Source organism: Microbacterium sp. (genome assembly GCF_017305435.1).
In the GTDB taxonomy this organism is placed as follows: Bacteria; Actinomycetota; Actinomycetes; order Actinomycetales; family Microbacteriaceae; genus Microbacterium.
Genome location: NZ_JAFKIP010000007.1, coordinates 89,242 through 102,856, shown reverse-complemented (window position 1 = coordinate 102,856; position 13,615 = coordinate 89,242). Strand labels below are relative to the sequence as shown.

16 protein-coding genes are annotated in these 13,615 nt (G+C 69.6%); 10 read left to right on the top strand and 6 right to left on the bottom strand.

Going from position 1 to position 13,615, the window contains the following annotated elements; translation table 11 throughout:
- Positions 1-32 precede the first annotated feature (32 nt).
- The 5 genes from J0I43_RS13400 to J0I43_RS13380 all read left to right on the top strand — a co-directional run bounded on the left by J0I43_RS13400 (position 33) and on the right by J0I43_RS13380 (position 4,108).
- Positions 33-416 carry a MerR family transcriptional regulator gene (locus tag J0I43_RS13400; RefSeq protein WP_292864765.1) on the top strand — a complete coding sequence of 128 codons (384 nt, stop codon included), beginning with the start codon at positions 33-35 and terminating at the stop codon, positions 414-416.
- Entirely contained in the window at positions 413-1,396 is a 984-nt protein-coding gene (locus J0I43_RS13395; protein WP_292864762.1) for an aldo/keto reductase, read from the top strand. Before J0I43_RS13400 ends, J0I43_RS13395 begins: the two co-directional genes overlap by 4 nt.
- A gap of 124 nt (positions 1,397-1,520) precedes the next feature.
- The gene (locus J0I43_RS13390; protein WP_292864759.1) at positions 1,521-2,978 is read left to right on the top strand and encodes an aspartate ammonia-lyase; all 1,458 of its coding nucleotides are present in this window, start codon (positions 1,521-1,523) and stop codon (positions 2,976-2,978) included.
- 97 nt (positions 2,979-3,075) lie between these two features.
- Complete coding sequence (locus tag J0I43_RS13385; protein ID WP_292864756.1) at positions 3,076-3,480, top strand: DUF4190 domain-containing protein; 405 nt, start codon at positions 3,076-3,078, stop codon at positions 3,478-3,480.
- A gap of 70 nt (positions 3,481-3,550) precedes the next feature.
- Positions 3,551-4,108, top strand: a complete 558-nt coding sequence (locus J0I43_RS13380; RefSeq protein ID WP_292864753.1) for a DUF4190 domain-containing protein — start codon at positions 3,551-3,553, stop codon at positions 4,106-4,108.
- Between the two features lie 93 nt (positions 4,109-4,201).
- Here the strand turns inward: J0I43_RS13380 and J0I43_RS13375 are convergent, their stop codons facing one another.
- Positions 4,202-5,116, bottom strand: coding sequence for a fumarylacetoacetate hydrolase family protein (locus J0I43_RS13375; protein WP_292864750.1), 915 nt, complete (start codon positions 5,114-5,116; stop codon positions 4,202-4,204).
- A 57-nt stretch (positions 5,117-5,173) separates the two neighbouring features.
- On the opposite strand from J0I43_RS13375, the gene J0I43_RS13370 reads away from it, so the two are divergent.
- The 3 genes from J0I43_RS13370 to J0I43_RS13360 all read left to right on the top strand — a co-directional run bounded on the left by J0I43_RS13370 (position 5,174) and on the right by J0I43_RS13360 (position 7,560).
- Entirely contained in the window at positions 5,174-6,358 is a 1,185-nt protein-coding gene (locus J0I43_RS13370; protein WP_292864747.1) for a PrsW family intramembrane metalloprotease, read from the top strand.
- Positions 6,359-6,536: 178 nt separating this feature from the next.
- Positions 6,537-6,905 (top strand): FKBP-type peptidyl-prolyl cis-trans isomerase, encoded by a 369-nt coding sequence (locus tag J0I43_RS13365; protein ID WP_292864744.1) that lies wholly within the window; start codon positions 6,537-6,539, stop codon positions 6,903-6,905.
- 91 nt (positions 6,906-6,996) lie between these two features.
- Complete coding sequence (locus J0I43_RS13360) at positions 6,997-7,560, top strand: YceI family protein (RefSeq protein ID WP_292864741.1); 564 nt, start codon at positions 6,997-6,999, stop codon at positions 7,558-7,560.
- Here the strand turns inward: J0I43_RS13360 and J0I43_RS13355 are convergent.
- Together J0I43_RS13355 and J0I43_RS13350 are read right to left on the bottom strand one after the other, a co-directional pair.
- A complete protein-coding gene (locus J0I43_RS13355) occupies positions 7,526-8,560 on the bottom strand; it encodes a DMT family transporter (protein ID WP_292864738.1) in 1,035 nt (344 codons plus the stop codon). The two genes, J0I43_RS13360 and J0I43_RS13355, sit on opposite strands and share 35 nt — an antisense overlap.
- A gap of 92 nt (positions 8,561-8,652) precedes the next feature.
- Positions 8,653-9,978, bottom strand: a complete 1,326-nt coding sequence (locus tag J0I43_RS13350) for an MFS transporter (protein WP_292864736.1) — start codon at positions 9,976-9,978, stop codon at positions 8,653-8,655.
- Positions 9,979-10,130: 152 nt separating this feature from the next.
- Between J0I43_RS13350 and rpsO the strand changes: the two genes are divergently transcribed.
- A complete protein-coding gene (gene rpsO / locus J0I43_RS13345; RefSeq protein ID WP_018187174.1) occupies positions 10,131-10,400 on the top strand; it encodes a 30S ribosomal protein S15 in 270 nt (89 codons plus the stop codon).
- Between the two features lie 89 nt (positions 10,401-10,489).
- Here rpsO and J0I43_RS13340 read toward each other — a convergent pair whose 3' ends face one another.
- Complete coding sequence (locus J0I43_RS13340; RefSeq protein ID WP_292864733.1) at positions 10,490-11,500, bottom strand: 2-oxoglutarate and iron-dependent oxygenase domain-containing protein; 1,011 nt, start codon at positions 11,498-11,500, stop codon at positions 10,490-10,492.
- 75 nt (positions 11,501-11,575) lie between these two features.
- Positions 11,576-11,944 (bottom strand): VOC family protein, encoded by a 369-nt coding sequence (locus tag J0I43_RS13335; RefSeq protein ID WP_292864730.1) that lies wholly within the window; start codon positions 11,942-11,944, stop codon positions 11,576-11,578.
- A gap of 63 nt (positions 11,945-12,007) precedes the next feature.
- Here J0I43_RS13335 and J0I43_RS13330 point away from each other — a divergent pair, with 63 nt between their 5' ends.
- Positions 12,008-12,490, top strand: a complete 483-nt coding sequence (locus J0I43_RS13330) for a MarR family transcriptional regulator (RefSeq protein ID WP_292864727.1) — start codon at positions 12,008-12,010, stop codon at positions 12,488-12,490.
- Here J0I43_RS13330 and J0I43_RS13325 read toward each other — a convergent pair.
- Complete coding sequence (locus J0I43_RS13325; protein ID WP_292864724.1) at positions 12,487-13,611, bottom strand: acyltransferase family protein; 1,125 nt, start codon at positions 13,609-13,611, stop codon at positions 12,487-12,489. The genes J0I43_RS13330 and J0I43_RS13325 overlap by 4 nt on opposite strands.
- Positions 13,612-13,615: the final 4 nt, after the last annotated feature.

The following is a 13,615-nucleotide window of genomic DNA, read 5'->3' as shown; positions in this document are numbered from 1 at the left end:
TTCGAGCGCGCTCGAAGTTCTACCGTGGGCTCATGACCCTCATCCACGACGGCGTATCCATCGCTGAGGCAGCCGCCGCGACCGGCGTCTCGACGCACACGCTTCGCTACTACGAGCGCGCGGGGCTCATGCTGACGCCCGTCGACCGGGCGTCCTCGTCGCATCGGCGCTATTCGGACGGCGACATCGGATGGGTGCGATTTCTCACCCGCCTGCGCTGGACCGGCATGCCGATCGCCGTGATGCGGCGCTACACCGAGCTCGTGCGCGAGGGCGACTCGACGATCGCGCAGCGGCGGGAGCTGCTGGTGGCACACCGCGAGGCGGTGCGCGCACAACTCACCGAGATCACGGCGAGCCTCGCCGCCATCGACCACAAGATCGACATCTACGACAAGGAGATCGCCTCATCATGAAGACCATCACTCTGGGGACCGCCGGCCCGCAAGTCAGCCGCATCGGGCTCGGCCTCATGGGCATCAGCGCCTTCTACACGGGCGCCGGTGCCGACGACGCGGGCGGCGCCCGCACGATCCTGGGCGCGCTCGATCGTGGGGTCACGTTCCTCGACACCGCGGAGATGTACGGTCCGTACGCCAACGAGGAACTGCTCGGCCGCACGCTCGCGGAGGCGGGTCGTCGCGACGAGGCGGTCATCGCGACCAAGTTCGGCACGATCCGCCACCGCGACGGCGATCAGCCCGGCTACGACGGCTCGCCGCAGAACGTGCGTCTCGCGGTGGAGGGATCGCTGCGTCGACTGCGCACCGACCGGATCGACCTCTACTATCAGCACCGCATGGATCCGGCGACGCCCATCGAGGAGACCGTGGGAGAGGTCGCGGCGCTCGTCGCCGAGGGGAAGATCCGCGGGTACGGGCTGTCGGAAGCCGCGCCCGCGACGATCCGTCGTGCGCACGCCGTGCATCCCGTGACCGCGGTGCAGACCGAGTACTCGCTGTGGTCGCGCGAGCCCGAGCGCGAGCTGCTCCCGACGCTCCGCGAGCTGGGCATCGGCTTCGTGCCGTACTCGCCCCTCGGTCGCGGGTTCCTGACCGGCGCGATCCGCTCGGTCGAGGCCCTCGACGACACCGACTTCCGCCGGGCCAACCCACGCTTCGCGCAGGGCGCGCTGGAGGCGAACCTGAAGATCGTCGACGTCGTCGCAGAGGTGGCGGCGGATGCCGGGGCGACGCCCGCACAGGTCGCCCTCGCCTGGATCCTCGCGCAGGGGGAGGACATCGCCCCGATCCCCGGGACGCGTCGGCTCGAACGCGTCGAGGAGAACATCGGCGCGACGGAGCTCGTTCTGAGCGCCGATCAGCGGGCTCGCCTCGACGCGCTCACGCCACCGGTGGGGGCGCGGTACGCCGACATGTCGAGCGTCGACCGATGACGGCGCCAGCGCCCTGACGGCGGAACGCGCGCCCCCGATGTACGCCGTGTACATCGGGGGCGCGCGCGTGCGGGGTTAGGCTCGGGAGGACCACCCGAGGCTACGACCCACAAGGACCGCACTCATGGCACTGGACGCGAAGATGCGCACCGAATCCGACTCGCTGGGATCGATGGAGATCCCCGCCGATGCCTACTGGGGCATCCACACCGCTCGCGCGCTGGAGAACTTCCCGATCTCCATGCGACCGATCTCCGTCTACCGTGACCTCGTCGTCGCGCTCGCGATGGTCAAGCAGGCCTCCGCGCGGGCGAACCGCGACATCGGCGTGCTGGATGCCGAACGCGCGAGCCTCATCGATCGTGCCGCTCAGCGGGTCATCGACGGCGAGTTCCACGACCAGTTCGTCGTGGGGGTCGTGCAGGGCGGCGCCGGCACGTCGACCAACATGAACGCGAACGAGGTCATCACCAACATCGCGCTCGAGATGGCCGGTCGCCCCAAGGGCGACTACGCCTTCCTCTCGCCGATCGACCACACGAACCGCTCGCAGTCGACCAACGACGTCTATCCGACGGCGGTGAAGATCGGGCTGAGCCTCGACCTCGTCACCCTGCTCGAAGAGCTCGACCTGCTGAAGCAGTCGTTCATGAGCAAGGCCGTCGAGTTCCACGACATCCTCAAGATCGGCCGCACACAGCTGCAGGACGCCGTGCCCATGACGCTCGGTCAGGAGTTCCACGGCTTCGCGACGACGCTCGGCTACGACCACCAGCGACTCACGGAGAACCGCTACCTGCTCTTCGAGATCAACATGGGAGCGACCGCGATCGGCACGGGCATCACGACGCACCCCGGCTACGCGCCCGCCGTGCTCGCGCATCTGCGCGAGATCACCGGGCTCGACCTCGCGACCGCCGACGACCTCGTCGAGGCCACGAGCGACACCGGGTCGTTCATGTCGTTCTCCTCCACCCTCAAGCGCAACGCCATGAAGCTCTCCAAGATCTGCAACGATCTGCGCCTGCTGTCATCCGGCCCCCAGGCCGGACTCGGCGAGATCAACCTGCCCGCCCAGCAGGCGGGGTCCTCGATCATGCCCGGCAAGGTGAACCCGGTGATCCCCGAGGTCGTGAACCAGGTCGCCTTCTCCGTCGCCGGTGCCGACCTCACCGTGACGATGGCCTCGGAAGCGGGTCAGCTGCAGCTGAACGCGTTCGAGCCGATCATCGCGCACTCGATCTTCCAGTCGATCACCTGGATGCGTCGCGGCATGCGTACGCTCCGGATCAACTGCATCGACGGGATCACCGCGAATCGCGACCGACTGGGCGCGATGGTGGGGTCGTCGGTCGGCGTCGTCACGGCCCTCACCCCCTTCATCGGCTATGCGGCATCCGCGGCGCTCGCCAAGACCGCGCTCCTGACCCACCGCAACGTCGGCGACCTCGTCGTCGAGGCGGGGCTCATGTCGCGCGAAGAGGTCGACAAGCAGCTCTCGCCGGCCCGGCTGTCGGGGCTCGAGGCGATCACGCAGGCCATCCCCATCATCCAGCCGGCGGAGAACCTCGTCGAGAGCTGACCGGCCCGTCGCCGCGGAAGCTGGCGGATGGAGGCCGGCGGGCGATAGCTTTCTGTCGAGCCCGCACGCCGCGGCCGATTCCTTCGAGGAGAACGACATGTCCGATCCGCAGAACTCCGACATCCCGCAGCCGCCCGCGTACGGGGCCCCCGCTCCGGGCTACGCCGCCGCCCCTGCGTATGCCGGTCCTCCGGCCACCCCGACGACGGTGCCCGGCAAGACGCTCGGCATCGTCGCGTTCGTGCTGTCGTTCTTCGCACAGCTGATCGCGCTCATCCTCGGCATCGTCGCCCTCGTGCAGAGTCGCAAGGCCGGCGTCAAGAACGGCTTCGCGCTCGCCGCCGTCATCATCAGCTCGGTGCTGATCGTGGTGGGCATCATCGTCGCCATCGTGCTCATCAGTGTGTTCGCCTCGACCGCCGGAGATCTCGTGCAGTTCTGCCTCGACAACCCCGCCGGCGTCTACGAGGTCAACGGGCAGACGATCACCTGCGGCGGCTGATCACCGCCGGAGACCGATAGCGTCGGAGGACCGGAACCACCGGCACGATCCCCGCAGAGGAGACCGACTCATGACCGATCCGCACAATCCGCGCCCGGAGAACCCGAGCTCGGAGAATCCCGACCCGCAGGGCCCCGCGCCCGCGGCGCCGCCCGCCTACGGGGAGTACGCGCCGCCGCCGGCGCCACCCGCTTACGGCGAGTACGCGCCGGCGACGCCCGTTGCTCCGCCCGCTCCGGACGCGAACGCCTACCAGCAGCCCGCGTACGCGGCCGCGCCGACGTACGCTGCCGCGACACCCGCGCCGGGAACCCCCGTCCCGGGGAAGACACTCGGGATCGTCGCGTTCGTCCTCGCGTTCTTCGTGCAGCTGATCGCGCTGATCCTCGGCATCGTCGCGCTCGTGCAGTCGAAGAAGGCGGGTCGCAGCAATGGCTTCGCGCTGGCGGCCATCATCATCAGCGCCGTGCTGCTCGTGATCGGTGCGATCATCGCGGCGATCTTCATCCCGATCTTCATCGAGTCGATCAACGCGGCGACGGTCTGCGCGAACGACCCGAGTGCCACGGTCGAGGTGTTCGGTCAGCAGCTGAGCTGCCAGCAGCTCCTGGATCAGTCAGGCCGCTGACCCGACCGCGACGCCCCGTGCCGTCCGCCCTCCTGCGGCCGCCCGGGGCGTCGCGGTTCGCGGGGCGGCCCGTGCGGCTCCGCCCGATATGCGTCAGCCGATGATGCGGCAGTGCGTCGTGAGGGAGCCGATGCCGTCGACGCCGACCGTCACCGTGGAGCGGTCGCGCAGGAAGATCTGCGGGTCGCGCGAGTAGCCCGCACCGCCGGGGCTCCCGGTCGAGATGAGGGTTCCGGGCAGAAGCGTCGCGGACCGCGAGAGGTGCGCCACGAGGGTCGCGACCGAGCGGATCATCTGGCCCGTCGAGGCATCCTGAACCGTCTGTCCGTCCACGACGGCCCAGATGTGCAGATCCTGCGGGTCGGAGATCTCGTCGGCCGTCACGACGAACGGCCCGTTCGGCGTGAACCCGTCGAACGACTTGCACCGCGACCACTGCGCTTCGGAGAACTGGATGTCCCGTGCCGTGATGTCGTTGACGACGGTGTAGCCCCAGACATGGTCGAGGGCGTCGGATGCCGCGACATCCTTCGCCGGCGTTCCGATGATCACGCCGAGCTCCGCCTCGTAGTCGATCGACTCGCTGAGCGAGCGCGGCCACGAGGTCGTCTCCTCGTGAGCGGCGAGCGAGTTCGGCCAGAGCACGAAGACGGTCGGCGCGGTGTCGGCCTTGAGCCCGAGCTCGCTCGAGTGCGCCGCGTAGTTGAGCCCGATCGCGAGGACGATGGGGGGAGCGGTCACGGCGGGCGCGAAGACGGCGTCGGCCAGCGCCACCGACGGTGCGTCCGCCAGTGTGTCGGACCCGGCGGCAGCCGCCTCGCGCACCCGTGCGAGCAGCTCGTCGCCCCCGTCGATGAGCTGCTGCAGTGCGCGCGGCGCCCCCTCGAACAGCGCGCCGACGACGACGGCGCGGTCGCCGACGACGACGGCGAGCTCGGGCGCGAGAGACCCGGGCACGAGAGACCCGGGCGCGAGAGAGTCGGGCAGCCGGAGGTGGGCGAAACGCATTCGTCCAGGCTACCCGCGAGTGCGGGCGCGCCGACGCTCACCTCTAGGCTGATCGCCATGAGCCACCCCTCGCCGCTGGCCCAGCCCGCATCCGCCGTGCCCGCACCGATCGCGCCCGCGCCGGTGTCGCCCGCTCCCGTCGGTGCGCCGATGCCCCCGATGCCGCGCCGCGGCCGCGCCGCACCGATCTGGGTGTTCGCGGTGCTGCTCGTCGTCCTCATCGGGGTCGTCGCCTACGTCCTCACGTATCTCGGCGTCGTGGCGTCGGTCGTCGGCTTCGCGCTCGCCCTGATCCCGCTCGTGGGCGTGCTGTGGGCGGTGCGGATCGTGGACCGGTGGGAGCCGGAGCCGGCCTCCCTCGTGGTCTTCGCCGTCGCATGGGGCGCCGTGGCCGCGGTCGCGATCGCGCTCGGCGTCGACGTCGCGCTCTCGGTGCTCCTCCCGGTCACCCCCGACGACCCCGTGCGGGACGCCCTGTCGTCCGTGATCCAGGCACCGCTCGTCGAGGAGTTCGCCAAGGGCCTCGGCGTCTTCCTGGTCTTCGTCTTCGGGCGCCGCACGTTCGACGGACCGGTGGACGGCGTCGTCTACGGTGCGCTCGTCGGAGCGGGCTTCGCGTTCACCGAGAACATCCTCTATTTCGCGACCAGCCTCATCGAGGGCGGGGTCTCGGACACGGCATTCACGTTCTTCCTTCGCGGCATCCTGTCGCCGTTCGCTCACGTCATGTTCACTGCGATCACGGGGTACGCCCTGGGTCTCGCCGCCCGGCGCGGAGCGACCGCCGGGGGCGCAGCCGCGACAGGACTGGTCGGCATGCTGTGCGGCGCGGCGCTGCACGCGCTCTGGAACGGGTCGGCGCTGTTCGCGGACTTCTTCCACCTCTACGTCACTCTCCAGGTGCCGCTGTTCGTGGCGTTCGTGCTGGGCGTCGTCGCGCTCCGGCGCGAAGAGGCGCGAGTGACGCGGGCACGGCTGGGAGAGTACGCCGCCGCGGGTTGGTTCACCCCCGCCGAGGTCGATCTGCTCGCGACTCCGGCGGGCCGACGCCGCGCCCGCGCGTGGGCGCGCACACTTCCCGGCGACCGGTCCCCGGCGATGACAGCCTTCATCCGGGATGCCACGTCCCTCGCTGCCGCGCGCGAGCGCACCCGCACCGGGCGCGACCCGCACTCGGTCGAGGACGAGCGCGCGCTCCTCGCGCGCGCGACCTCGGCGCGCGCCGCACTGCTGGCGCAGTGACCGCGCATCGACCGCGCATCGACCGCGCATCGGTCGGGCGGATGCCTTGACACCCGCGAGCGGGGCGCTGAGAATGGGGGCACGACAGACCAACTCAACGCCCGGGAGACACGCAGGCATCGCCGCGGCACCGGGCGTTGAGTCTGTCAATCCCCGGCATCCGTGCTTGGATGGATGCATGACACAAGACCGCACGAAGCCCGAGTTCGACGCCCCCGTGGGCCCCGCGCCCGCCGATCTCGTGATCCGCGACCTCATCGTCGGCGACGGGGCCGAGGCGAAGCCCGGCGACAACGTCACCGTCCACTACGCCGGCGTCGAGTACGAGTCGGGCGAGGAGTTCGACTCGTCGTGGGGCCGTGGCGAGTCCATCCAGTTCCCGCTGCGTGGTCTCATCCAGGGCTGGCAGGACGGCATCCCGGGGATGAAGGTCGGCGGTCGCCGCGAGCTCGTGATCCCGCCGCACCTCGCCTACGGGCCCGCGGGCGGGCATTTCCTCGGCGGCAAGACCCTGATCTTCATCATCGATCTGCTCGCGGTCGGCTGAGCGTTCAGAAGAACTTTATATTCGCGGGAATAGATGGTCTGCGGGGGCGTTTCACCCCGCAGACCATCTTCCGTCTCACCGAAGGAAAACCATGACCGACTCCACCACGACCGTCGACGTTCCGGGCTACAAGGCGGGCACCTGGGTGCTCGACCCCTCGCACAGTGAGGTGACCTTTAGCCTGCGCCACATGATGATCTCGAAGGTCCGCGGCGAGTTCGGGCTCAAGAGCGCCACGATCGAAGCGCCCGAGAACCCCCTCGAGGCGAAGGTCACGGCGTCGGTGGATGCCGCGTCGATCTCGACGAACGACCAGAACCGCGACAACCACCTGCGTTCGGCCGACTTCTTCGACGTCGAGACCTATCCGACGATCGACTTCGTCTCCACGGGCGTTCGCTACGAGGGCGGCGACTTCCTCGTCGACGGCGACCTGACGATGCACGGTGTCACCAAGCCCGTCACGTTCGAGCTCGAGTTCGGCGGCTTCGGCACCGACCCGTACGGCAACTACAAGGCCGGCGCGACGGCGAAGACCGTCGTCAACCGCGAGGACTTCGGCCTCACCTGGAACGCGGCGCTCGAGTCGGGCGGCGTGCTCGTCGGCAAGGACGTCACGATCACCCTCGACCTGCAGGGTTCGATCCAGGCGTGAGGGAGCTGACCGGCCCCGCCGCGGGCGGTCTCACGGGAGCGGATGTCGCCGGTGCGGCATCCGCTCCCGTCGTTTTTCCGCTCCGCCGCGGCGGTCGCAGCCGGTTCTGCGCGAGCAGGATGCCGACGAACACGACGAGTGCGCCGACCGGCTCGTTCCAGGTCAGCGTCTCGCCGAGGATGACGACCCCCAGAAGCACCCCGACGACGGGCGTGATGTAGGTGACGGTCGATGCGCGCGTCGGGCCCCACGCCCGGAGCGCGTTCTGGTTCCAGATGTACGCGATGCCGGTGCCCAGGCATCCGAGAAGGACGACGCTGCCGACGACCCACACGTCGAGGCGCACCGGCGTCAGCACGAGCACGGGCGTGAGGGCGAGCATGATCACCGCGGCGATCCCGATGTTGAGGAACGAGAACACGAGCGCGCTCATGCCGGTATTCGACGTGAACCGTCGCATGTAGGCGAGGCTGAAGCCGTAGCAGGCCGTCGCGCCGAGGATCGTCAGCTGGGCGACGAGGCTCTGCGAGAGATCGAGGCCCTGCCATGGCGCGATGATGACCATGACACCGAGGATCCCCACCAGGATGCCGATGATCTGGCCGATCTTGAGCCGCTCGACGCGGAAGACGAGCCACGCCATGATCGCCGTCATGATCGGCGTCGTGGCGTTGTAGATGCTCGCGAGGCCGCTGGTGACGTGCTGCTGCGCCCAGGAGAAGAGCAGGAACGGCACGACGCAGAACGAGACGGCGAGGACGGTCATGTGCCCCCAGACGGCCACGCGTCGCGGCAGCCGCTCTCGACGCAGGGCGACGAAGACGCCGAGGGTGATGGCCCCGAGGAGCAACCGCCCCCAGACGACCTGCGCGGGCGACATCCCCTCCAGGGCGACCTTCATGAACAGGAAGCTCGACCCCCAGACGATTCCGCACAGGATGAACTGCACGGCGATCGACGCCGGCGCGGCGGGCGCTGCAGAGAGGGAGGGCGAGGTCACGAGGCGACGATAGCCCGCATCGCGGACACGATGACCCGTGCGGCAGCACGATGGCCGATATCCGCCGGAGTGCGGCAGTCTGCGAGGCGGTGTTACGGGACGGGGTGCTCCGCGTCGTACGAGCGGAAGCCGGGGTTGAACCGCACCAGCACGCCGACGAGCGCGACGATGAGGAGCCCGCCGACGAGGGAGGGCACCCACAGCGCGGTGAGCGTCGCGAGGGTGCCCGCGTACAGTGCCCCGATACGCGGTCCGCCCGCGACGACGACCATGAACACCCCCTGGAGGCGCCCGCGCATCGTGTCGGGAACGGCCGCCTGCATCATCGTCGACCGGTAGATCGCGCTGACGTTGTCGGCCGCGCCCGTGAGAGCGAGCGCGATCATCGCGAGCACGATGAGAACGAGGTTCGCGTGGGATTCGTCGACCGCGGCCGGAGCGAACCAGCCGAGCGCGCCCGCGACGAGCACGAGGCCGAACAGTGCCGTCGCCGCACCGAACACCTGGATCGAACGCTGGATGCCGATGCCGTGCCACCGGTAGCGCCCGATCGGGCCGGAGAACAGGCTCGAGATGAAGGCGCCGGCCGCGATCGCGGCGGTGAGAGCGCCGGTCGTGATCGCGCCGCCGCCCAGGAGCACGGCTCCGATCGCGGGGAACAGCGCGATCGGATGGCCGAAGGTCATCGCCGTGATGTCGAGGATGTACTGCAGGCGGATGTTCGGCGCGCGCTTCAGGAACCGCAGCCCGTCACGCAGCGACTCCAGCCCCGGGCGGACGATCTCGCCCTCGGGGCGGATGCGCGGCAGCGTCCACAGGCCCAGGAACAGGCTCGTCATGAGGACGACGTCGATCGAGTACGTCCACGCGTAGCCGGTGAACGCGACGAGCACTCCCGCGAGAGCCGGCCCTGCCATCACCATGATCCCCACCGTGATGCCCTGGAGCGCGGCGGCCGCCGGCAGCAGCTCGCGGGGGAGGAGGCGCGGCGTGATCGCCGACTTCGTCGCACCGACGATCGAGTTCGCCGAAGAGTTGACCGCGGACAGGACGAACAGCCACGCCACGCTCTCGTGCCCCGACCACGCGAGGATCGCGAGGAGCAGCGTCGAGACGAAGGTCACGGATGCCGCGAGCAGAGCGACGAGGCGGCGGTCGAAGGCATCCGCCAGCATTCCGCCGTAGAGGCCGGCGATGACCATGGGGACGAGACCGACGACGGCGACCATCGAGACGGCGAAGGTGTCGCCGGTCAGTTCGTAGACGTGCAGCATGACGGCGACGATCGTGAGCTGGCCGCCGAGACCGGCGAGCGTCGACCCGACCCACAGCCGCGCGAAGGCGGGGCTCACACGGAACGGTCGCAGATCGATGAAATGCTCGCGCCGCAGACGCGGCAGGCGCTTGGGGGTACTCACTCATCGAGGCTACCGGCAGCCGCGCCGACGGGATTCGCCGTGGCATCCGTGCGCTGGTAGACTCTTCAGGTTGCCGTTGGATCGGCCGCGGAGAAAGAGAGCCCACGTATCAGGCGTCGGGCGCCGCGCAACAAAGAGGAAGGGGATCACCTATGGCACTGGAAGCAGACGTCAAGAAGGCGATCATCGAAGAGTACGCGACGCACCCCGGTGACACCGGATCCCCCGAGGTGCAGGTCGCGATGCTGACGCAGCGCATCAAGGATCTCACCGAGCACCTCAAGGAGCACAAGCACGACCACCACTCGCGTCGTGGGCTGTTCCTGCTCGTCGGTCAGCGCCGTCGCCTGCTGGGTTACCTGCAGGATGTCGACATCAACCGTTACCGCTCGCTCATCGAGCGTCTGGGTCTTCGCCGCTAAGCATCAGCGTCCAGCGTTCAATCGCGCGAAACATTCTTGGAGAGCCGCCCCACGGTGTGGGGCGGCTCTCGTCATTCCCGGCGGGATGCCTAGGCGCGCGAGGCGAGCAGGTCGGCGTGCCAGCGCTCGGCGACGTCGGGGTGGGCGCGCAGGCGCGACTTGAGCGCGTTCTCGCCGTAGAGGGCGTGGATCGGGTTGGTGGGATCCTGCGTCACTCCGCGGGCCTGCGCCGCGAGCTCGGCGGGCAGTTCGATCAGCGGCAGACGCGAGTCGAGCGCCGGGTTGAAGAAGTACGGCACCGAGATCCGGTCGTCGGGGTAGCGCGGCGAGACGACGCGATGGTTCGTCGCGATCAGGTAGCCGCCGGTCGCGTACTCGAGCATCTCGCCGATGTTCACGACGAACGCGCCCGGGACCGACGGGGCATCCACCCAGGTCCCGTCCCGCTGCACCTGCAGGCCGCCCTTTCCGGGCTCGACCCAGAGCAGCGTCAGCACGCCCGCGTCCTTGTGCGCCCCGACGCCCTGCTGGGGCTCCGGCTCGCGCGAACCCGGGTAGCGGACGATCTTCAGCAGCGTCGCCGGCTCGCCGAAGTGCTCGTCGAAGTAGCTCTCCGGGGCGCCGAGGGTCAGCGCCCAGGCTCGCAGCAGCTTGCGCGCGACGCCCGCGAGGTGCTCCTGCCACTCGGTCGCGACCTCGCGCAGCTCGGGCTGCGCGTCGGGCCAGAGGTTCGGGCCGATCAGGCGCGCGAAGTCCGGCGCATCCTCGTCGTCCACGGCGTCCCGCTCGGGGCCGATGTCGATCTGCTCGCGCCAGTCGACCTGGCCCTGCGTGCGCTCGCCGCCGACGCGCGTGTAGCCGCGGAAGTGCGGGCTGTTCACGTTCTCGATCGCGAGCTTGTCGGCCTCGGGCAGGTCGAAGAACGCGCGCGCGGTGCGGTGCAGTCGCGCCTCGAGCTCGGGCGTGACCCCCGTACCGGTCAGGTAGAAGAAGCCGACGTCGTGCGTCGCGTCGCGCAGCGCGCTCCGGAACGCGGCGGCCGCCTCGGGTCCGTCGTCGAGCTGGGAGAGGTCGAGGATCGGCAGATTCAAGTCGGTCATGAACCGAGGCTAGGACGCCCCCGGCGCGGACGCGCGAATGTTGCGTCCGATGAAGCCGCGAGGGCGTCTGCCCCGTCAGGCGCGGTCGTGCAGCGTGATGAGGTATCCGTCGGGGTCCGTGAAGGTGAACGTCCTCCCGAACGGACCGTCGATGGGAGCGGCGGCGATGTCCCGCCCGTCGGCGACGAGAGCGTCGTGGATCGCCTGCACGTCGGTGGTGTGCAGCCAGATGGCGACGCCGATGCCGGGCTGGGCGGCGGCGTCGAGGTCGGTGCCGGGGACGATGTCGCGCAGGGCGAACGCGATCGGCGTCGTCTCGAACACGACCGCGTGCGGCGGACCGGCCGGCGAGCGCACGAGCCCCAGGTACTGCTCGTAGAACGCCTGCGACACCGAGAGGTCGCGGACCTGGAGGGAGATGAAATCGGGGCCGGTGGCGGTCATGGTCGTGCTCCTCACTGTCGTGTCAGTTTTCTGACACACATGAGTGTATGTCAGACTACTGACATGGGTCAAAACGATGAGCGCATCGAACTGCAGACGTCCCTCGGCTATCGGCTGAAGGAGGCGTCGAGCGCCCTGCGAGCGGCGATGGAGGAGGTGCTGCAGCCGCTGGGGATGACGGTCACGCACTACTCCTGCCTCGAGTTGCTGGCTCAGCGCCCTGGCCTGTCGAACTCCGAGCTCGCCCGCGGGACGTTCGTGACGCGGCAGTCCATGAACGTCCTGCTGCGCCAGCTGGAGCGCGAGGGCAGCGTGACGCGCCCGGCAGAGCCGCCGGTGGGCAGGACGCTTCCGACCCGCTTGACGGCACGGGGGCGACGGCGCCTCGAGGAGGCGAGCCTCGCGGTGCGCTCGGTGGAGCGTCGGATGCTCTCCGAGCTCACCGATGCCGAGCAGGAGGACGCGCGCCGGATTCTCGCGGCGATGATCCGCGCGCTGCGCGGGGATAGCGGCCCGGGACGCCCGACGCTTAGCGGGACCGCCTAGCGGGATCGCCGCGAGCCCGTCGGATCGTTGCGGTGCCCCTCGCGTCCGGCGAGCGCCGGATCGGCGAACAGCCACGCCGGCCGCGGCTCGATGAGGGGGCGGAACACCGTCCGCACGGGCTTCGTGGCGAGGGCCAGCGCGATGACCACGGACAGCACGATGACCGCCGGCAGCCAGAGCCATGTCGGCTCGGCGTCGCGCAGGACTCCGCTCTCGCGGAACGGGTAGAGCACGAACGAGTGCAGCAGGTAGACGTACATCGTGTACTGGCCGAAGTGCGACCACCAGTACGTGCCGCGCGGCACGAGCGCGAAGAACGCGACGCTCAGCACGAGGGCGATCGCCATGAGCGCGAGACGCACCGCACCCGACCACCACGGGCCGCCGAGGTCGGCGTAGCTCTCGTCGTAGAAGAGCCATTCACGCAGGTTCACGGCGCGCCACGTGTCGACGAAGAACCAGGCGATGAACCCCGTGAGGGCGAACAGGGCGAGCGCGCCCACGCGCACCCACAGTCGGCGGCGCTGCAGCAGCCGCAGACGCGCCACGACGTCATGGTGCGCGAGCCACCACCCCAGCGTGAAGAAGGGCAGGAGCCCCAGGGTGCGCGAGAGCGACAGGGTCGAGTCGACGTTCGACCAGTACCCGGCGGCGATCGAGATGACCACCGTCCACAGCAGCGGCCAGCGCAGCAGCGCCAGGTAGGGCAGGATCAGGCGGAAGATCGCGAGGGCGAGCAGGAACCAGAGCGTCCACGACGGCTCGGTGAAGTTCGGATTCGCCCGACCCTCGACGAGCCACTTCGTCAGGGTCCACAGCGCCTCGAAGATGACGTACGGGGCGACGATGTCTGTCATGACACGCGCCATCTGGCGGCGGCTGGGCGCGTCCGACTTCGAGAAGTAGCCCGAGATGATCGCGAACGCCGGCATGTGGAAGGCGTAGACGAGCAGGTACAGACCGAGCGCGACATCGCTGTCGTAGGTCAGTCGCTGGGTCGCGTGCCCGAGGACCACGAGCACGACGCAGGCGAAGCGGGCGTTGTCCCACAGCGGGACCCGGCGCTTCACCTTCGGCGTCGTGCCGGTGGTCGGGGCAGGCGGCGCGGGCGGCTGAGTCATCGCA